18 protein-coding genes are annotated in these 17,817 nt (G+C 72.4%); 8 read left to right on the top strand and 10 right to left on the bottom strand.

Going from position 1 to position 17,817, the window contains the following annotated elements:
* Nucleotides 1-79: 79 nt before the first annotated feature.
* The 7 genes from ggt to hemH all read right to left on the bottom strand — a co-directional run bounded on the left by ggt (nt 80) and on the right by hemH (nt 7,718).
* On the bottom strand, nt 80-1,837 hold the full coding sequence (gene ggt / locus AC0IWM_RS14615; RefSeq protein WP_471756110.1) for a gamma-glutamyltransferase: 1,758 nt from the start codon (nt 1,835-1,837) through the stop codon (nt 80-82).
* Between the two features lies 1 nt (nt 1,838).
* The gene (locus AC0IWM_RS14610) at nt 1,839-2,351 is read right to left on the bottom strand and encodes a hypothetical protein (protein WP_471756108.1); all 513 of its coding nucleotides are present in this window, start codon (nt 2,349-2,351) and stop codon (nt 1,839-1,841) included.
* 3 nt (nt 2,352-2,354) lie between these two features.
* Nucleotides 2,355-3,656, bottom strand: a complete 1,302-nt coding sequence (rlmN, locus tag AC0IWM_RS14605; protein WP_471756106.1) for a dual-specificity RNA methyltransferase RlmN — start codon at nt 3,654-3,656, stop codon at nt 2,355-2,357.
* Nucleotides 3,657-3,828: 172 nt separating this feature from the next.
* Complete coding sequence (locus AC0IWM_RS14600) at nt 3,829-4,275, bottom strand: hypothetical protein (RefSeq protein WP_471756104.1); 447 nt, start codon at nt 4,273-4,275, stop codon at nt 3,829-3,831.
* Between the two features lie 86 nt (nt 4,276-4,361).
* Nucleotides 4,362-5,342, bottom strand: a complete 981-nt coding sequence (hisG, locus tag AC0IWM_RS14595; protein WP_471756102.1) for an ATP phosphoribosyltransferase — start codon at nt 5,340-5,342, stop codon at nt 4,362-4,364.
* The gene (locus tag AC0IWM_RS14590; protein ID WP_471756100.1) at nt 5,335-6,540 is read right to left on the bottom strand and encodes an ATP phosphoribosyltransferase regulatory subunit; all 1,206 of its coding nucleotides are present in this window, start codon (nt 6,538-6,540) and stop codon (nt 5,335-5,337) included. Before AC0IWM_RS14590 ends, hisG begins: the two co-directional genes overlap by 8 nt.
* 89 nt (nt 6,541-6,629) lie before the next feature.
* Complete coding sequence (gene hemH / locus AC0IWM_RS14585; protein WP_471756098.1) at nt 6,630-7,718, bottom strand: ferrochelatase; 1,089 nt, start codon at nt 7,716-7,718, stop codon at nt 6,630-6,632.
* Between the two features lie 125 nt (nt 7,719-7,843).
* Between hemH and AC0IWM_RS14580 the strand changes: the two genes are divergently transcribed.
* The 3 genes from AC0IWM_RS14580 (at nt 7,844) to AC0IWM_RS14570 (ending at nt 11,195) form a co-directional block, all read left to right on the top strand.
* A complete protein-coding gene (locus AC0IWM_RS14580) occupies nt 7,844-8,797 on the top strand; it encodes a class I SAM-dependent methyltransferase (protein ID WP_471756096.1) in 954 nt (317 codons plus the stop codon).
* Nucleotides 8,798-8,937: 140 nt separating this feature from the next.
* Complete coding sequence (locus tag AC0IWM_RS14575) at nt 8,938-10,491, top strand: bifunctional metallophosphatase/5'-nucleotidase (RefSeq protein ID WP_471756094.1); 1,554 nt, start codon at nt 8,938-8,940, stop codon at nt 10,489-10,491.
* Complete coding sequence (locus tag AC0IWM_RS14570; protein ID WP_471756092.1) at nt 10,491-11,195, top strand: uracil-DNA glycosylase; 705 nt, start codon at nt 10,491-10,493, stop codon at nt 11,193-11,195. The genes AC0IWM_RS14575 and AC0IWM_RS14570 overlap by 1 nt, the downstream gene beginning before the upstream one ends.
* A gap of 30 nt (nt 11,196-11,225) precedes the next feature.
* On the opposite strand, the gene AC0IWM_RS14565 is transcribed toward AC0IWM_RS14570, so the two are convergent.
* Genes AC0IWM_RS14565 through AC0IWM_RS14555 form a run of 3 tightly spaced genes read right to left on the bottom strand, consistent with a single transcriptional unit; the run spans nt 11,226 to nt 13,072 of the window.
* Nucleotides 11,226-11,576 (bottom strand): lysozyme inhibitor LprI family protein, encoded by a 351-nt coding sequence (locus AC0IWM_RS14565; RefSeq protein WP_471756090.1) that lies wholly within the window; start codon nt 11,574-11,576, stop codon nt 11,226-11,228.
* A 30-nt stretch (nt 11,577-11,606) separates the two neighbouring features.
* The gene (locus AC0IWM_RS14560; protein WP_471756088.1) at nt 11,607-12,224 is read right to left on the bottom strand and encodes a Maf family protein; all 618 of its coding nucleotides are present in this window, start codon (nt 12,222-12,224) and stop codon (nt 11,607-11,609) included.
* Between the two features lie 17 nt (nt 12,225-12,241).
* Nucleotides 12,242-13,072, bottom strand: a complete 831-nt coding sequence (locus AC0IWM_RS14555; RefSeq protein ID WP_056472779.1) for a pyruvate, water dikinase regulatory protein — start codon at nt 13,070-13,072, stop codon at nt 12,242-12,244.
* A 566-nt stretch (nt 13,073-13,638) separates the two neighbouring features.
* Here AC0IWM_RS14555 and AC0IWM_RS14550 point away from each other — a divergent pair.
* The 5 genes from AC0IWM_RS14550 to coaE all read left to right on the top strand — a co-directional run bounded on the left by AC0IWM_RS14550 (nt 13,639) and on the right by coaE (nt 17,798).
* Complete coding sequence (locus AC0IWM_RS14550) at nt 13,639-14,784, top strand: uroporphyrinogen decarboxylase (protein ID WP_471756086.1); 1,146 nt, start codon at nt 13,639-13,641, stop codon at nt 14,782-14,784.
* Between the two features lie 7 nt (nt 14,785-14,791).
* On the top strand, nt 14,792-15,238 hold the full coding sequence (hemJ, locus tag AC0IWM_RS14545; protein WP_471756084.1) for a protoporphyrinogen oxidase HemJ: 447 nt from the start codon (nt 14,792-14,794) through the stop codon (nt 15,236-15,238).
* A gap of 126 nt (nt 15,239-15,364) precedes the next feature.
* A complete protein-coding gene (locus AC0IWM_RS14540) occupies nt 15,365-16,351 on the top strand; it encodes a cation diffusion facilitator family transporter (RefSeq protein WP_471756082.1) in 987 nt (328 codons plus the stop codon).
* A complete protein-coding gene (locus AC0IWM_RS14535; protein WP_471756080.1) occupies nt 16,348-17,187 on the top strand; it encodes a shikimate dehydrogenase in 840 nt (279 codons plus the stop codon). Before AC0IWM_RS14540 ends, AC0IWM_RS14535 begins: the two co-directional genes overlap by 4 nt.
* Complete coding sequence (gene coaE / locus AC0IWM_RS14530) at nt 17,184-17,798, top strand: dephospho-CoA kinase (protein WP_471756078.1); 615 nt, start codon at nt 17,184-17,186, stop codon at nt 17,796-17,798. Before AC0IWM_RS14535 ends, coaE begins: the two co-directional genes overlap by 4 nt.
* Nucleotides 17,799-17,817 lie beyond the last annotated feature (19 nt).

The raw sequence follows: 17,817 nt of genomic DNA, 5'->3' as shown, positions 1-17,817 counted from the left end.
CCGGAACAGGGCGCGGCCCAGCTCCCGTGTAGCGTGCGATCTCGTCCCAGGCCATCCGGGCGCGGGATGATCCGGACCGTCAGTCGCCCGCGGCGAGGGTCCCGCGCTGGCGCGGATCGGCGGCGCCCGCCAGCAGCCCATCGCCGGCCTGCACGGAGTTGGCCGAGCCGGAGGTCGCCCCGACGCGGACCGTGTGGCCGCGGGCCCGCAGCAGGGCCAGGGTGTCGGGGGAGAGGCCTTCCTCGGCCATCAGCACGTCCGGCTGCCACTGGTGGTGGATGCGCGGCGCGGCCACGGCCTCGGCGAGGTTCATCCGGAAGTCGAGCACGTTGACGATGACCTGCAGCACCGTCGAGATGATGCGGCTGCCGCCAGGGCTGCCCGTCACCAGGACGAGCCGTCCGTCGCGAAAGACGAAGGCGGGGGTCATCGAGGAGAGCGGCCGGGCGCCGGGCGAGACCGCGTTGGCGACGCTGCCGACGAGGCCGTAGGCGTTGAGGGCGCCGGGCTTGGCCGAGAAATCGTCCATCTCGTTGTTCAGGAGCACGCCCGTGCCCTCCGCCACGAGGCCGAGCCCGTAGGAGAAGTTCAGGGTCGTGGTGTTCGAGACCGCGTTGCCGGCGCCGTCGACCACCGAGAAATGCGTGGTCTGGTCGGATTCGAAGGGGAGGGGATCGCCGGCCCTGACCTCGGCGGCGGGCCGGGCGCGGGCGGGATCGATGCCGGCCCGCACCGTGGCCGCGTAGGCCTTGGCGATCAGGCCCTCGATCGGCACCTGGGTGCGGGCGGGATCGCCGAGCCAGGTCGCGCGGTCGGCATAGGCCGGCTTCATCGCCTCGGCCAGGATGTGGAGGGCGTCGGCGCTCCCCGAGCCCATGCGGGCGAGGTCGAAGCCTTCCAGCACGTTCAGGATCTCGATGAGGTGGATGCCGCCGGAGCTCGGCGGCGGCATCGAGGCGATGGCGTAGCCCCGGTAGGTGCCGCGCACGGGCTCGCGGAGCACCGGGCGATAGGCGGCCAGGTCCTCGGCCGTCATCACCCCGCCCGCGGCGCGCACGGCAGCGGCGATGCGCTCGGCGATGGCGCCCGTGTGGAAGGCGTCGGGACCGGATTTGGCGATGGCCGCCAGCGTGTCGGCGAGATCCGCCTGGATCAGCCGTTCGCCGCGCTGCAGGGGCCTGTCGCCGGCAAAGAAGATCTTTCGCGAGGATGGCCAGCGGCCGAGCAGGCCGGCGGCCCGGGGCAGCGAATCGGCGAGGCCCGATTCCACGGGGATGCCCTGGCGGGCCAGCGCCTCGGCCGGGGCGATCAGGTCGGCCAGGGTGAAGCGGCCCGAGCCGTAGAGTCGATGCGCCTCGGCCAAGCCCCGCACGGTGCCGGGCACGCCCACCGCCTTGCCGGTCCGGGTCGAGGCGGCGCGGTCGGGCTCGCCCTTGGGGTCGAGGAACATGTCGGAGCGGGCGGCGGCCGGGGCGGTCTCGCGGTAATCGAGGGCGATCGTCTCGTCGCCCGCCGCCCGGTGGATCATCATGAAGCCGCCACCGCCGAGGTTGCCGGCCCGCGGCAGGGTCACGGCGAGGGCGAAGCCCACCGCCACGGCGGCGTCGATGGCGTTGCCGCCGGCCCGCAGGATCTCGACGCCGACCCGTGTGGCGCGCGCCTCCTGCGAGGCGACCATGCCCCGGGCGCCGAGCACCGGCAGCAGGCGGGCATCGTCGGACTGGATCGGCGGCGGCTCGGGCGAGCCCGGTGCGGGGCCGGCGGTCCCTTGCGCGAAACCCGGCCCGGTGGCGGCCAGGACCAGGGCGAGGGCGATGCGCGAGGGGGTCAGCCGCATGTCAGGCGCGTCCGTTGCCGCGGGGCGGGAGAGCGGGCGCTCCGTGACGACGCCCGGCGATCGACCAGTAGACCAGGCCCGAGGCCGCGCCGGTGAGGAACAGCACCGCGGTGATGCGCCCCTCCAGGGCCAGGGCCTCGGGACTCGCCCCGGTGCGCGACAGGCCGCGGGCGAGCCAGGGCACGGCGGCGGTGAGGAGGCCCGTCCCGGCACCGTACCAAGTGGCGGCGCGCCAGTTCAGGACGGCGCCGAGGACGGCCACCAGGACGGGCGGCACCACCAGGAGCACGAACAGCGCGCGGGCGAGGGCGGCGAGGGCGAACAGCAGGGTCTCGGGGCCGATCCCGGAGGCGAGGTCCGTCAGCCCGGCGAACAGCCCGACGAGGCCGAGGCGGGACAGGGTCTCGCTGGTGGCCGGGTCGAGCAGCGCGCCGAGGGCCAGGACGGCCGCCCCGCAGGGGATCGCCAGGACCAGCGCGAGGCTCGCGATGAACAGGTCGCCGAGGAGACGCACCCGTCAGTCTTCGTCGCCGTCGTCGGCGCCCGCATAGACGCCCTCGGCGCCGATGCCGTCCTCCAGCATCATCCGGGCGCGGGCGCGCAGCTTCTCGGTCTCGCTCTTGAGCTGGCCGCAGGCGGCCAGGATGTCCCGGCCGCGCGGCGTCCGGACCGGGGACGCGTAGCCGGCTTCGTAGACGATTTCCGAGAAGCGCTCGATGCGCTCCCAGTCCGAGCACTCGTAGACGCTGCCCGGCCAGGGATTGAACGGGATCAGGTTGATCTTGGCCGGAATTCCCTTGAGCAGGCGCACCAGCTCGCGCGCGTCGGCGTCGGTGTCGTTGATGCCCTTGAGCATCACGTACTCGAAGGTGATGCGCCGGGCGTTGTTCAGGCCCGGATAGGCCCGGCAGGCGGCCAGCAACTCGGCGAGCGGATACTTGCGGTTCAGGGGCACCAGCGTGTCGCGCAGGTCGTCGCGCACCGCGTGGAGCGAGATCGCCAGCATGGCATGGGCCTCGTCGCCGAGGCGCTGCATCTGCGGCACCACGCCGGAGGTCGAGACGGTGATGCGCCGGCGCGAGAGGCCGAGGCCCTCCTGGTCGGCCATGACCCCAACGGCGTCGACGACGTTGTCGAGGTTGTAGAGGGGCTCGCCCATGCCCATGAAGACGATGTTGGTGACCTTGCGCCGGGTCTCGTCCTCGCCGGGGGCGGTCGGGTTCTGGCCGGCCCAGTCGTTGAGGTGGTCGCGGGCGACGACGAGCTGCGCCGTGATCTCGGCCGCCGTCAGGTTGCGCACGAGGCGCTGGGTGCCGGTGTGGCAGAACGAGCAGGTGAGGGTGCAGCCGACCTGGCTCGAGACGCAGAGGGTGCCGCGCCCGCGCCCCGGGATGTAGACGCACTCGATCTCGGCGCCGCGGTTGTGGTCGTGCTTGCCCGTGGGGGCCATGCGCATCAGCCACTTGCGGGTGCCGTCGCGGGACACCTGCTCGGTGATCACCTCGGGCCGGTCGAGGGTGTAGGCGTCGGCGAGCTGAGCCTTCAGGCCCTTGCCGACATTGGTCATCTCGTCGAAGGCCTTGGCGCCGCGCACGTTGAGCCAGTGCCAGATCTGGCCGGAGCGCATGCGCTGCTCGCGCTCGGAGACGCCGATGGCGCCGAGCCGGGCCTTCAGCTGCTCGCGGGTGAGCCCCACCAGGGACGCGCGCCCGGGGGGCAGCGCCTGGTTTCCGGCCTGCGGCTCGAACTCCGGCAGCTTCTCGATTGCGGGAACGGCGCTCGCGTCGCGCCGGGCGGTGTCGAACGACGCCGTCGCCATGATCTGGATGAACCTTCGGACTTGGAATGGGTCCGATATAGGGGATTCGGGTCCAAAACGCGAATGCGGGACGGGACTGCGCCGGACTCATGCGATCCGGCGCCGCCGCTTCGGGCTTCCGCCCGGATCGCCCGACGGGCCGGACGGCGGGGACCGCCCGGCCGGCGCTCGCCTATTGCGCCGGTTTGGCCTCGCTCGGCGGCGCGCCGGCAGCGGGATTCTCGGCAGCGGGATTCTCGGCGGGCGGCGCGGGCAGGAGGACGTTCTTGCTGATGCTGCCCTCCGGACCGTATTCCCCGGCCACCGCGATGCAGGCCTTCTCGCGGTTGAGCTGCATTTGGTTCGACATCAGGGCGAACATGGTCTGCACCCGTCCGCCGAACGGCCCGCGCGGACTGACGTCGGCGGCGCGCACGTTCTGCTTCTCGAGGAGGGCGTCGAACTCGTCCGTGCCGATGCGGTAGCCGCAGACATTGGCGGCGGCGAAGATGTAGGCGGCGAATTCGAGCGCCCGCGGCGAGGGCGCGTTGCGGATCTGGGCCTGCGCGGCCGGCGGCAGCGCGAGACAGGTGGCGAGGCAAGCAGCGAGGCCTGCGGCCAGGGGGGGACGAGCGGACATGCGTGGGGTTTCCTCAGGCGCGGAGGCTTCACGCTCCGCTTGCGCGCTGAGATAGGCCCCGGGCGTCCGGCGTCAAACGCCCGGCCTCAACCGAGCCGGCTCAGCAGCCGGTCCATCAGCGGATTGTCCGGCGTGAAGGCGTAGTCGACCTTGCGCACGCTCACGGCGCCCGCCCCGGCCTTTACCAGGGCGTCGGCCAGATCGAACACCGCGTCGACCGGGCAGTGCAGCACCATCTCGCCGCGGCCCTCGGGCGCGCCGTAGGGCAGGGCGGCATCGTGCAGGGCGGCGATGCCGGCCAGGTCGATGTCGCCGTCGTCCGGCATGGCGGCACGGACCTCGCGGGTGGTGCGCGCACGCTCCTCCGCCTGGATGCGGCCGAGGACGGCGCGCAGCGCCCGGCGCTGGGGCTCGCCCCAGGGCGCGTTCAGGGAGGCGACGAGGTTCGCCTCCGAGCGCAGGATGATCCCGTCCTCCAGGATCTTCAGGGCGTTGGCGGCGAGCGTCGCCCCCGTGGTGGTGATGTCGACGATGATCTCGGCCGAGCCCGCGGCCGGCGCGCCCTCGGTGGCGCCCAGGCTCTCGACGATGCGGTAATCCGCGACCCCGTGCTCGGCGAAGAACCGGCGGGTGAGATTGACGTACTTCGTGGCGATGCGCAGGCGCTTGCCGTGGCGGACCCGCATCTCGGCGGCGACCTCGTCGAGGTCGCTCATGGCGCGGACGTCGATCCAGGCCTGGGGCACGGCCACGACCACGGTGGCCTGGCCGAAACCGAGCGGTGTCAGGAGCTCGACCTGGCCGCGGGCGTCGGGCAGCGATTCGCGGATCAGGTCCTCGCCGGTGATGCCGAGATGGGCCGTGCCGCTGGCGAGCTGCGCCGCGATCTCGGAGGCCGAGAGGTAGCGCACCTCGACGCCGGGCACGCCGACGAGTTTTCCGCGATAGTCGCGGGCGCCGGTGTTCTGGGCGAGCTTGAGGCCGGCCCGGGCGAAGAAGGCGGCGGCGTTCTCCTGCAGCCGGCCCTTGGACGGAACGGCGAGGACGAGGGAATCCGGTTCAGCCAACGGTCGCGTCCTTCTCGCTGGGAGCGTTCGCGGCGACCCGCGAGAGCCAGACGGCGCAGCCGACGGCGGGCACGGGCACGGGGCTTCCGAGATGCTGGAGCAGGCCGTCGTAGCGGCCGCCGCCCACCAGGGGCAGCTTCGGCGCACCCGGCGCCGTGCCCTCGAAGATGAACCCGGTGTAGTAGTCGAGGTTGCGCGCGAAGCCGCCGGAGAAGCGGAAGCGCTCCACGGCGAGGCCCCGGGCGGCCATGAAGCCGGTGCGCTCCTCGAACAGGTCGAGGGCCGCGTCGAGGGGCGGGTGGTCGAGGCCGGCCTCCTGCACCAGGGCCCGCACCGCGGCGGCGGCGCTGTCGGGGTCGCCCTCGATGGCGCGGTAGCGGTCGACGATGGCGCGGTTCTCGGGGTTGAGGCCTGAGCCGCCGCTCGCCTGCGCGGCGGCCTTGGCGAGGAAGCGCTCGGCGATCTCGCCGGCGCTGCGGCCGCCGACCCGCGAGATGCCGGCGATCGACAACACGTCCTCCACGAAGGCGCGCACGCCACCGGGATCCTGGCCCTGGATCGCCGCGAGGAGCCCCGCATGCGGGTCCTCGGTGCGCAGGCCGTTGGTGACCGCGTCGAGGGAGCGGCCGGCGGCCAGCGCCCGCAGGGTGCGGCGCTTGGCGGTGGGGGGCACGCCGAGGGCGTCGAGCAGGGCGTCGACGAGGCCCATGTCGCCGAGGCGGACGGCCACGTCGCTGCGCCCGAGCAGGGCGAGGCCCTCCAGGGCGAGGCCGATCACCTCGGCATCGGCGGCCGGCGTGTCGGTGCGCCCGACCGACTCGATGCCGGCCTGGAGGAACTCGTCCGGCTCGTCGCCGGCCAGCCGGAAGACCGGCCCGAGATAGCTGTAATCGGCGCCCTGCGGGGCGGACGGCGGGGGCGGCGAGGGCGCCGAGAATTTCGGGGCGTGCGCGAGGTGGTGGCGGCAGACCGGAATCGTGAATTCCGGCCGCAGGCAGAGCTCGCTGCCCGAGGCGTCCTGGGTCACGAAGATGCGCCGGCGGATGTCCTCGCCGGACAGTTCGAGGAACGGCTCCACCGGCTGCAGCACCGGCGGCGTCACCGCGCCGTAGCCGGCCTCCTGGAAATGCGCGAGCAGGCGCAGGTGGTCCTGCGATCGTTCCCCCGCGGTGCCCCCGCCTGCCTCCGGTCTCGTCATCGTCTCGCCTGCCGCCTCGTCGCGGGCTCTAGTAGCAACCGGGCCTGCGCTTGGCGATGGCTTTCGGCGACGGCCTCCGGCCGGGGCGCCTAGACCCAGCCCTGCAATTCGCGCCGCACCACGGTCTCGATCACCGTCATGCCGAGGTCGCTGTCGTTCAGGCAGGGAATGTAGGCGAACTGCTCGCCGCCATTGTCCTCGAAGTAGTGGCGGTTCTCGCCGTCGAGCTCCTCGAGGGTCTCGAGGCAGTCGGCGGTGAAGCCGGGCGCCACGATCGCCATGCGCTTGACGCCGCTCTTGGCGAGGTTCTGCACGGTCTCGTCGGTGTAGGGACGCAGCCATTCCTCGTTGCCGAAGCGCGACTGGAAGGTGGTGCGCATCCGCTCGGTCGAGAAGCCCAGCGCCTCGCGGATCAGGCGCCCGGTCTTCACGCACTGGCAATGGTAGGGGTCGCCCTTCAGGAGGTAGCTCTTGGGCACCCCGTGGAACGAGGTCAGGATCACCTCGGGCTCGAAGTCGAGCTTGGCCAGGCCCTCGCGGATCGAGGTCGCCATCGCCTCGATGTAGACCGGGTCGTCGTGATAGGGCGGCGAGACGCGCACGGTCGGCTGCCAGCGCATCTGCATCAGGGCCTTGAAGGCCTGGTCGCAGGCGGTGGCTGAGGTCGCGGCGGCGTATTGGGGATAGAGCGGCACCAGCAGGATGCGGTCGCAGCCCTGGTCGAGCAGGGCCTGGATCCGCACGGAGACCTCCGGCTTGCCGTAGCGCATGGCCCAATCGACCACGACCGAATCACCCATGGCCGCCTGCAGGCGCTCGGCCTGCCCGCGGGTGATGGTCTTCAGGGGGCCCTCGTCGCGCTCGTTGTTCCAGACGGAGGCGTAGTCGCGGCCCTTCGGCCCCGGGCGCTTGGTCAGGATGACGAGGTTGAGGAGCGGCCACCAGATCAGGCGCGGGACCTCGATCACCCGGCGGTCCGAGAGGAACTCCTTGAGGTAGCGGCGCATCGGCCAGTAGCTCGTGCCCTCCGGCGTCCCGAGATTCATCAGGAGGACGCCGACCCGGCCCCAGCGCACCGGCGGATGCTCGGACGGCAGGGGCGCGCCCTGCGGCACGCCCGCCTGGGTCGGGAGCGACAGGCCGTCCTGCGGGAGCGGCGGTGCGACGCGTTCGTTCATCGGGTTTCCGTATCGCTCTGGAGGTGAGCGCTTGAGAGCGGCGGGTCCACAAAGGTTGTGTCGTGGGGGATATCTATCTAGAGCACGGAGCCTTCCAGCGATCACACGATGGATGAAGGCGCGACATGCCGTCTCCCCGGTACTTCCTCAACCACTTCATGCCCTTCACGGGCTATCCCTATACGGGGGGGCCGACCGCCTGCAATCTCTGCGGCTCGGCGGAATCCGTGGTGGTGGCCGAGAGCGACCGCCGGCTGAAGACCCTGCGCTCCATCGCCTGCCGCCAGTGCGGCCTGATCCGAACCGATCCGATGCCGACACCGGCCGAGCTCGCGGAATACTACGCCACCGCCTACCGGGCCGACTACCAGCTCGCCTTCGCGGGCGGTCCGCCGCGGGTCCACCTCAAGCGCTCGGCCCGCGAGGCCGCCTTTCGCACCGGCCTCCTGGCGCCCAAGCTGAAGCCCGGCGCCCGGGTGCTCGATTTCGGCTCCGGCTCGGGCGAGTTCCTGGCCGAGGTCCGCGCGAAGGGCTGCGAAGCGATCGGCATCGAGCCGGGGCGGGACTACGCGACCTACGCCCGCACCCATCACGGCGTCGAGGTGCTGGACGATGCCGGCGACGAGCGCTTTCCCGAGGCGCATTTCGACGTCATCACCACCCGGCACGTGCTGGAGCACCTGCGCGATCCGGCCGACGTGATGGAGCGCCTGTCGCGCTGGCTGAAGCCGGACGGCGTGCTCTTCGCCGCCGTGCCCGATATGGCCACCACCGGCAAGCCCGCGCACGAGCGCTTCCACTTCGCCCATGTCCACGGCTTCGTGCGCGAGACCTTCGACCTCACCGCCCGCCGGGCCGGCCTCGTGCCGCATCCGGACTATCCGCGCGAGAACACGGCGGTGGTCTACGCCAAGACCGATGCCCCGCCCGTGACCCTGGCCAATCCCGGGCTCGCCGAGCGCCTGGCCGTGGAGCTGAAGCCGATGCCGCCCGCCGTCTTCCTGGCCTCCGGCGCCTGGCTCTGGCCGATGGTCCGCCGCAACGCCAAGGCGGTGCGCGATACCTTCGTGTCGCGCTGAGGCGGCCGCGGAACCCTGACACGGGGGGCGGACCCTCGCGCGGCGGCGGCCGGCCGTCGTAGGCCCTTCGCGAACGGCGTCCTAGAACACGGGATCGGGCGGCGGCATCCGGCCGCCCGCCCGACGCCTGAGACGCCGCCGTGACGAATCCTCCCACAACGAATCCCGCTGGACCGATCCCGAACCGGCGCCAGACCCTCGCCCTCGGGGCGGGTCTCGCCGTCTCTCTGGGCAGCCCGGCCGAGGCCGCGCCCGCGGCGGCGCCCGACCCGACCTTCACGCTCCTCCTCGTCAACGACCTCTACCAGATGGCCGAGGTCGACGGCCGGGGCGGCTTCGCGCGCCTCACCGCCATCGTGAAGGCCGAGCGCGCCCGGGGCGTGCCGATGCTCTACGCCCATGCGGGCGACACCCTCTCGCCGTCGCTGCTGTCGGGCTTCGACCGCGGCGCCCACATCGTCGAGCTCCTCAACCGCGCGCCGCCCGACGTGTTCGTGCCGGGCAACCACGAGTTCGATTTCGGCCCGGCGACCTTCGCCCAGCGCATGGGCGAGGCGAGCTTCCCGGTCCTGGCGGCCAACCTGCGCGACGGGGCGGGCCGGCCCCTGGCGGGCCTGCGCGACCGGATGGTCGTGACCCTCGGGGGCATCCGGGTCGGCGTGGTGGGAATCGCCCTGGCGAGCACGCCGGAGAAATCGCAGGCGGGCGACCTGCGCTTTTCCCCCGAGATCGAGACCCTGGCCCGCGAGGTCCAGGTCCTGCGGGAGGAGGGCGTCGACCTCGTGGTGGGCGTCTGCCACACGGCCCGGCCCACGGACGACGCCATCGTGGCCGCCCGCCTCGTCGACATCCTGCTCTCGGGCCACGACCACGATCTCGTGGTGCGCTACGACGGCCAGACCGTGATGGCGGAATCGAGCTTCGACGCCCATTACGTCACCGCCATCGACGTCACCGCGACGGTGACCGGGACGGGGCGGGACCGCCGGGTGGCGTGGCGCCCGAGCTTCCGCATCCACGATTCCGCCCAGGTCACCCCGGACCCCGAGACCCTGGCGGTGGTGCAGCGCCTGCAGGGCGAGCTGTCGCGGGAGCTCGACGTGCCGGTGGGCGTGACCCGCGCGCCCCTCGACAGCCGCATCGCCACGGTGCGGGTCCGCGAGGCGAGCTTCGGCAGCCTCGTGGCGGACGCCATGCGGGCCGCCACCGGGGCGCAGGTCGCGATCACCAACGGCGGCGGCATCCGGGGCAACCGGCTCTATCCGGCCGGCACGACCCTGACCCGGCGCGACATTCTCACCGAGCTGCCCTTCGGCAACACGATCGTGCTGGTGTCGCTGACGGGCGCGCGCCTCCGCGCCCTCCTCGAAGGGGCGCTCGCCGACTGGGGGCGCCCGGCGGGGCGCTTCCCCCAGGTCTCGGGCCTCGTGGTCACCCTCGATCCCGCCGCGCCGGTGGGCAAGCGGATTCTGGCGCTGAGCGCGGACGGCGTGCCCGTCGAATCCGATGCGACCTATACGGTGGCGTCGAACAACTTCCTGTACGACGGGGGCAACGGCTACGGCGACCTCGCCCGCGGCCGGACCCTGATCGGCCGGACCGACGGCCAGCTCGTGGCCAACGCGGTGATGGCCTATATCCGTGCCAACGCCCCGCTCCCCGCCCCCGCGGAGGGCCGCATCCTGGTCCGCTGATGCCCGAGACGCCCGTCGCCGACGCCCTCGCCCGCTTCCGGAGATCCGGCTCGTCCTGGCTCGCCCTGCCGTTCTTCGAAGACGGCGCCGCCGAGGCGGTGGCCGCCCGGGTCGATGCCCGCATCGCGGCCGGCGCCACGGTGCTGCCGGCCCCGGAGAACATCTTCAACGCCCTCGCGCTCACGCCCCTCGCGCGGGTGAAGGTCGTCATCCTCGGTCAGGACCCCTATCCGACGCCGGGCGACGCCAACGGCCTCGCCTTCTCGTATGTGGGTCCGCGCCGGCTCCCGGCCTCGCTCAAGGTGATCCTGGCCGAGCTCGCCGAACCGGGCGCGCCGCCGGCGAGACCCCGGACGGGCGATCTCACGCCCTGGGCCGGGCAGGGCGTGCTCCTCCTCAACGCCGCCCTCACGGTGGAGGCCGGCAAGGCCGGGGCGCACCTGCGTTACGGCTGGTCAGCCCTGGCCGACCAGGCGGTGGCGGCGGTCTCGGCCCGTCCGCAGCCGGCGGTGTTCCTGCTCTGGGGCGCACAGGCGCGCGCCCGCGCTGCCCTGGTGGATGCCGGCCGCCACGGCATCGTGGAATGCGGCCATCCCTCGCCGCTCAACCGGGTGCGGGACTTTCCCGGCTCGCGCCCCTTCGACGCGGCCGATGCCTGGCTGTCCGCCCACGGCGTCGCCCCGATCGACTGGCAGCTCGGCTGAGACCGGGAACGTCCGGACCGGGCCCCGGCCTCAGAGCGGACCCTGCTTGGCGAATTCCGAGAACACCGCCCGCAGGACCTTCAGCCGGTCCTCGTAGGATTGCCTCAGGCAGGCGACGTCGGCGGCGCAGGCGCGGCGCTCGGTGAGCCAGGTCTCCTGGTCCTCGCGCAGTTTCGCGTTGCCGCCCATCGGCAGCATCGCCCGCAGGATTTCGAAACGGGTCGCCATCTCCACGTCGAGGTCGTTCAGGGGCAGGTGGGCGCAGATCGCCTTCTCGTCGGCGGTCTCCGCCTTCGCGCAGGAGAAGCTCGCCGCCTGCGCCGAGCCGGCCGCGAGGACGGGGAGCAGGACACCGAACAGCGGGCGGAGAAACGTCACCATGGATCAGGCCTCGCGAGGGCGGGAGGAACGTCAGATGCTGAGCCAGCCCCGCGCCCGCAGACGGGCCAGGAGCGGCAGCAGCGGCAGGCCGAGGATGGTGGAATGGTCGCCTGCGACCGCCGCGAACAGGTGGATGCCGAGGCCCTCGAGCTGGTAGCCGCCGACACTGGAGCACACCCGCTCGGGTCCGGCGAGATCGACATAGGCGGCGATCGCCGCGGCATCGAGGGGCCGCATGGTCAGCTGCGCGGTCTCGACGAAGGTCTCGACCACGGCGCCGTCGACGGCCAGGGCCACCGCCGCGCGCAGCGCGTGGGTCCGGCCCGCGAGGGCGCCGATCTGGGCGCGGGCGGCGGCGAGGTCCGCCGGCTTGTAGAACAGGGTGCCGTCGCATTCGAGGACCTGATCCGCCCCGACCACCACGCGCTCGGGCCGGCGGGCCGCCACGGCCGAAGCCTTGGCCTCGGCCAGCCGGCGCGCCAGGGCCTCGGGCGGGAGACCGGCGCAGTCCGCCTCCACCGCCCGCTCGTCGACGCCCGGGCTCTCGGTGTCGACGGCGAGGCCCGCGCTCGCGAGAAGCGCGCGCCGGGTGGCGCTGGTGGAGGCGAGGAGCAGGGGCCGGCTTCCGCGCCAGGGCGAGGCGGGCATCGGGCGGCTCGGGACGCTCACGAGGCGATGAATTTCAGGCGGTGCTCGCGGTGCAGGTCGAGGATGGCGGCGGCCGTCTCCTCGATCGAGCGCCGGGTCACGTCGATGGTCGGCCAGCGGTGCTTGGCGCAGAGCCGCCGGCAGGCGGCGATCTCGTCGGCCACGGCGCTGCGGTCGACGTAGAGGGAGGAATCGTCGGCCTTCAGGCTGAGGAGCCGGTTCTGGCGGATCTGGACGATGCGCTCCGGGCTGGCGAGGAGCCCGACCAGCAGCGGCTTGCGCGCCGTCTCCAGGCTCTCGGGCAGGGGCATGCCGGGCACCAGGGGGAAGTTCGCGGTCTTCAGGCCGCGATTGGCGAGGTAGATCGCCGTCGGGGTCTTCGAGGTGCGGCTGACGCCGATCAGGATCACGTCGGCCTCGTCCACGTCGAGGGGCAGGTTGCCGTCGTCGTGCAGGAGCGTGAAGTTCATCGCGTCGATGCGCTTGAAGTACTCGGCGTTGAGCATGTGCTGCGCGCCGGGCCGGGCCGTCGAATCCGCCCCGAGATAGGATTGCAGCAGGGCGTGCACCGGCTGCAGCACCGAGAGGCAGGGCGAGCCGGTCTCGCGGCAGGCCGCCTCCAGCCGCTCGGTGAGATCGTGGCCGACCAGGGTGTAGAGCACGAGGCCCGGCGCGGCCTCGATCTCGGAGATCACTCGCTCGAGCTGCGGGCCGGAGCGCACCAGGGGATAGACATGCTCGATCGCCGAGACGCCCTCGTACTGGGCGGCGGCCGCGCGGCCCACGTTGATGAGCGTCTCGCCGGTGGAATCGGAGACGAGGTGCAGGTGAAAATAGCTACGGCTCATCGAAGGGCAGTCTCCTCCGGCCCGGCGGAGAGGATCCATGACGGCGCGCCGCAGGGTCTTGTCCACCGGGCTCGGTCAGGGGAGTCGATAAGGGTGGATAAGCCGGCTTGCCCGAACGGTCCAGCGGCTCACCGAGCCGGCTTGTCGACTCCGGCGTCAACACGCGATCACACCGGCGCGATCCCCGCGCGGTTTTGGGAGAATCCGGGACCGAGCCCCGCTCGCCAGCCGCCGGGCAGGGGCAAGGCACTGTAGGCCATCACCTATCCGGGACATTGGACCCAATCCGTTAAAGCCTGATTAACGCCGCGGCCGCGGGGACGCCCTGTGGACGGTTTCTCGCTCCCGTCATCCGCCCCTCTAAAAGAAAAAACAGAGTCCTAGAATCTCTCTTTCCTTTTAGAGAGCCGGTGTGGGGACGAGTGCGGAAGCCCCCATCCGGGACCCGGGCGAGAGCAGGAGGTTTCGAGCAAAAGGGATTTCGGAGGGAAGGGTTTTCGAGAGGAGGACATCCGACGCTTCGGTGCTACATACCGGCCCTCAGGGAACGGGACGTCGGAGATCGGATGAGCCAGGCAGTTGCAGGGGACCGCGTTCCAGGGGATCGGGCGGTCCTGCGGGTTCTCGCGGGCGAGGCCCTGCCCCGTCCCCCCGCCTGGATGATGCGCCAAGCCGGGCGCTACCTGCCGGAATATCGCGAGGTCCGGGCCCGGGCTGGCTCCTTCCTCGACCTCTGCTACAATCCCGACTTCGCCACCGAGGTGACGCTGCAGCCGATCCGGCGCTTCGGTTTCGAGGCCTCGATCCTGTTCTCCGACATCCTGGTGATCCCGGATGCGCTGGGCCAGAACGTCCGCTTCGTGGAGGGCGAGGGGCCGCGCCTCGACGCCATGGCCGGCCGGGCCGAGTTCGAGCGCCTGCGCGAGGCCGGCGATCCGGCGATCTTCGCGCATCTCGAACCCGTCTTCGAGACGGTGCGGCGCCTGCGCGCCGAGCTCCCCCACGAGACCACGCTGCTGGGCTTCTGCGGCGCGCCCTGGACGGTGGCGAGCTACATGATCGGCGGTCGCGGCACGCCGGACCTCGCCCCCGCCCGCGCGCTGGCCCGGCACGACACCGCCCTGGTGGAGGCGCTGATCGACCGCCTCGTCACGGTGCAGACCGAGTACCTCGTGCGCCAGCTCGAGGCCGGGGCCGACGCGGTGCAGATCTTCGAGTCCCATGCCGGCGCGCTGCCCGATGCGCGCGGCGCCGGCGAGACCAGCGAGGCGGCCGTCAACGAGGTCGCCGAGAGCGCGCTGCCCGAATCTGCGGAGCGCGACGCCCTGACCCGCTGGTCGCTCCAGCCCATCGCCCGCATGATCGCCGGGGTCCGCGCCCGGGTGCCGGGGGCCAGGATCATCGTGTTCGCCCGCGGTTCCGGCCTCGACGGCCATGCCCGCGTGGTGCCCGAGACCGCCGCCGATGCGGTCGGCGTCGACTGGTCGGTCGACCTCAAGGCCCTGCGCGACCGGGTGCCCGCCACGACGGTGACCCAGGGCAACGTCCATCCCGAGACGCTGATCGAGGGCGGGGCGGCCCTCGACGCGGCGGTGGACGGGGTGCGCGCCGCCACCGAAGGCCTGCCGCACATCTTCAACCTCGGCCACGGCATCACCCCGCAGACGCCGATCGCCCATGTCGAGCGCATGCTCGCCAGGCTGCGGGGCTGAGGCGGCGGTGGACAGCCTCTATCCCTGGCTGAAGGCCGGGCACCTCGTCGCGCTGATCTCCTGGATGGCTGCGATGCTCTACCTGCCGCGCCTGTTCGTCTATCACGCCTCCCTGGTGCCGGGACCGCACGCGGCGGCTCAGTCCGAGACCTTCAAGGTCATGGAGCGGCGCCTGCTCAAGGCGATCATGACCCCGGCGATGATCGCCACCTGGATCTTCGGGCTGATCCTCGCCTGGATGAGCGGCTACTACGCCGCCGGCTGGCTCCAGGCGAAGGTCGTCCTGGTGCTCGCCATGAGCGGCATCCACGGCTGGCTCGCCCGGATGGTCAAGGACTTCGCCGCCGACCGGAACACCCGGGGCCACAAGTTCTACCGCATCCTCAACGAGGTGCCGACGCTGCTGATGATCCTGATCGTGATCCTGGCCGCGGTGAAGCCGAGTTTCGGGTGAGGGCCGTCGCCCCGTATCCCGGGATCACAGGACGACGGGATGCGGTGAACCCGGGAAGAGGGGCCGGCCGGGCGCGGGTGAGCCGACGAGCCGGCACGGCCCGAGGCGGGACTGAAGGCAGGACCGATGGCTGAGCACACGCACGATCATCACGACCACGCGGATCACGGGCCTGCACCCGCCCATGCCGGCCACGGGGGTGGGCATTCGCATGGCGGCCATTCCCATGCGCCGGCCACTTTCGGGCGGGCCTTCGCCATCGGCATCGGCCTGAACATCGTCTTCGTGATCATCGAGGCGGTCTACGGTTTCGCCAGCGAATCCATGGCCCTGGTGGCGGATGCCGGCCACAACCTCTCGGACGTGCTCGGGCTCGTCGTCGCCTGGATCGCCTCGGTGCTGGTCAAGCGCGCGCCCACCGCCCGCTTCACCTACGGCCTGCGCGGCTCCTCGATCCTGGCTGCCCTGTTCAACGCGGTGTTCCTGCTGGTGGCCACCGGCGCCATCGCCTGGGAGGCGGTCGCCCGCCTGATCGCTCCCGAGCCGCAGCCGGTGGCGGGCCTGACCGTGATGGTGGTGGCCGGCATCGGCATTCTCATCAACGGCGCCACCGCCTGGCTCTTCATGTCCGGCAAGGGCAGCGACATCAACATCCGCGGCGCCTACCTGCACATGGTGGCGGATGCCGCCGTCTCGGCCGGCGTGGTGGTGACCGGTCTCATCATCGTGCTGACGGGGGCGGCCTGGATCGACCCCCTGGTCAGCCTCGTCATCGCCGGCCTCATCATCTGGGCGACCTGGGGCCTCCTGCGCGACAGCGTGGTGATGTCCCTCTCGGCGGTGCCCCCCGGCATCGACCCGGCGGCGGTGGGGGCCTACCTGCGCGACCGCGCCGGCGTCTCGGACCTGCACGACCTCCACATCTGGCCGATGAGCACCACCGAGATCGCCCTGACGGCCCATCTCGTGATGGCGGAGGGACACCCGGGCAACGGCTTTCTCATCGCCACCGCCGCCGAGCTGAGAACGCGCTTCGGCATCGGCCACGCCACCCTGCAGATTGAGGAGGCGGGCGGCCCCGCCTGCGCGCTCGCCGGAGACTGCACCGCATGATCCGCGCCTTCGTCGTCGGCCATCCCATCGCGCATTCGCGCTCGCCCCTGATCCACGGCCACTGGCTCGACGAGCACGGCATCAACGGCAGCTACGAGCGGATCGACGTGGCGCCGGAGGCCTTTCCGGGTTTCCTGGCGTCCCTGCGCGAGAAGGGATTCGCGGGCGGCAACGTCACCATCCCGCACAAGGAGGCGGCGTTCGAACGCGTCGAATCCCGGACGCCGCGCGCGGAGAAGATCGGGGCGGTCAACACGCTGTTCTTCGACGGGTCCGAGCGCCTCTGGGGCGACAACACCGACGCCCCGGGCTTCATCGCCCATCTCGATCAGAGCCTCGGCCTCGGCTGGACCGAGCGCGGCGCCGGCACCGCCCTGGTGCTTGGAGCCGGCGGAGCCGCCCGCGCCATCGTCGTCGGCCTGCTGGAGCGCGGCCTCTCCCGGATCTGGGTCGCCAACCGGACGCTGGCCCGGGCCGAGGCCCTCGCGGCGCTCGATCCCGCCCGGGTCGAGGCCGTGGCCTGGCACGACCTGCCCGACGCCATGGCGCGGACGGGGCTCCTCGTGAACACCACCTCCCTCGGCATGGTCGGCCACCCGCCCCTCGATCTCGACCTCCTGCCTCTGCCCAAGGACGCGGCGGTGGCCGACATCGTCTACGCGCCCCTGGAGACGCCCCTTCTCGCCGCGGCTCGAGCGCGGGGACTGCCCGCCGTCGACGGCCTCGGCATGCTGCTGCACCAGGCGGTGCCGGGCTTCGCGCGCTGGTTCCGGACGACGCCGAGCGTGACGCCGGCCCTGCGCGCCCGCATCGTCGCCGACCTGGCACCCGCGTGAGCCGGCCCGTCATCCTCGGGCTCACCGGTTCGATCGGCATGGGCAAGTCGGCCACGGCGGCGATGTTCGCGCGCCACGGGGTGCCCGTCCACGACGCGGACGCAGCCGTGCATGCCCTCTACGGTGCCGGCGGTGCGGCGGCGGCTGCCATCGGCGCGGCTTTCCCCGGAACCCTGGACCCGGACGGCGCCGTCGACCGGACGCGCCTGCGGGAGGCGGTGATCGGCGCGCCCGAGCGCCTCGCGGCCCTCGAGGCCCTGGTCCACCCCCTGGCCCAGGCCGCGGCCGGCGACTTCCTCGCGCGCCACGCGGACGCGCCCCTGGTGCTCCTCGACATCCCGCTCCTGTTCGAGACCGGGGCCGACACCCGCTGCGACGCGGTGCTGGTCGTCACAACACCCCTGGACGTGCAGCGCGCCCGGGTGCTCGCCCGGCCCGGCATGGATGCGGCGACCTTCGAGGCGATCCGCGCCAAGCAGCTGCCCGATGCCGAGAAGCGGGCCCGGGCCGACTTCGTCCTCGACACCAGCCTCGGCTTCGACCACGCCGAGGCCGAGGTGGCGGCGATCATCCGGCACCTCGCCGCGGGACCGGTGCCGGCTGCGCCTTGACGCGGCCTGAGGAGGGCGC

The organism is Methylobacterium sp. AC433 (assembly GCF_979253015.1).
The sequence above is the reverse complement of the archived record's forward strand: the minus strand, read 5'-3'. Positions and strand labels throughout refer to the sequence as shown.

What these genes read in the sequence shown, in the direction of transcription:
- AC0IWM_RS14600 (WP_471756104.1), bottom strand. Translation starts at nt 4,275, where the DNA reads ATGTCCGCTCGTCCCCCCCTGGCCGCAGGCCTCGCTGCTTGCCTCGCC.
- AC0IWM_RS14580 (WP_471756096.1), top strand. Translation starts at nt 7,844, where the DNA reads ATGCCGTCTCCCCGGTACTTCCTCAACCACTTCATGCCCTTCACGGGC.
- AC0IWM_RS14550 (WP_471756086.1), top strand. Translation starts at nt 13,639, where the DNA reads ATGAGCCAGGCAGTTGCAGGGGACCGCGTTCCAGGGGATCGGGCGGTC.
- hemH (WP_471756098.1), bottom strand. Translation starts at nt 7,718, where the DNA reads ATGAACGAACGCGTCGCACCGCCGCTCCCGCAGGACGGCCTGTCGCTC.
- AC0IWM_RS14590 (WP_471756100.1), bottom strand. Translation starts at nt 6,540, where the DNA reads ATGACGAGACCGGAGGCAGGCGGGGGCACCGCGGGGGAACGATCGCAG.
- AC0IWM_RS14565 (WP_471756090.1), bottom strand. Translation starts at nt 11,576, where the DNA reads ATGGTGACGTTTCTCCGCCCGCTGTTCGGTGTCCTGCTCCCCGTCCTC.
- AC0IWM_RS14560 (WP_471756088.1), bottom strand. Translation starts at nt 12,224, where the DNA reads ATGCCCGCCTCGCCCTGGCGCGGAAGCCGGCCCCTGCTCCTCGCCTCC.
- AC0IWM_RS14540 (WP_471756082.1), top strand. Translation starts at nt 15,365, where the DNA reads ATGGCTGAGCACACGCACGATCATCACGACCACGCGGATCACGGGCCT.
- rlmN (WP_471756106.1), bottom strand. Translation starts at nt 3,656, where the DNA reads ATGGCGACGGCGTCGTTCGACACCGCCCGGCGCGACGCGAGCGCCGTT.
- AC0IWM_RS14570 (WP_471756092.1), top strand. Translation starts at nt 10,491, where the DNA reads ATGCCCGAGACGCCCGTCGCCGACGCCCTCGCCCGCTTCCGGAGATCC.
- AC0IWM_RS14535 (WP_471756080.1), top strand. Translation starts at nt 16,348, where the DNA reads ATGATCCGCGCCTTCGTCGTCGGCCATCCCATCGCGCATTCGCGCTCG.
- ggt (WP_471756110.1), bottom strand. Translation starts at nt 1,837, where the DNA reads ATGCGGCTGACCCCCTCGCGCATCGCCCTCGCCCTGGTCCTGGCCGCC.
- AC0IWM_RS14555 (WP_056472779.1), bottom strand. Translation starts at nt 13,072, where the DNA reads ATGAGCCGTAGCTATTTTCACCTGCACCTCGTCTCCGATTCCACCGGC.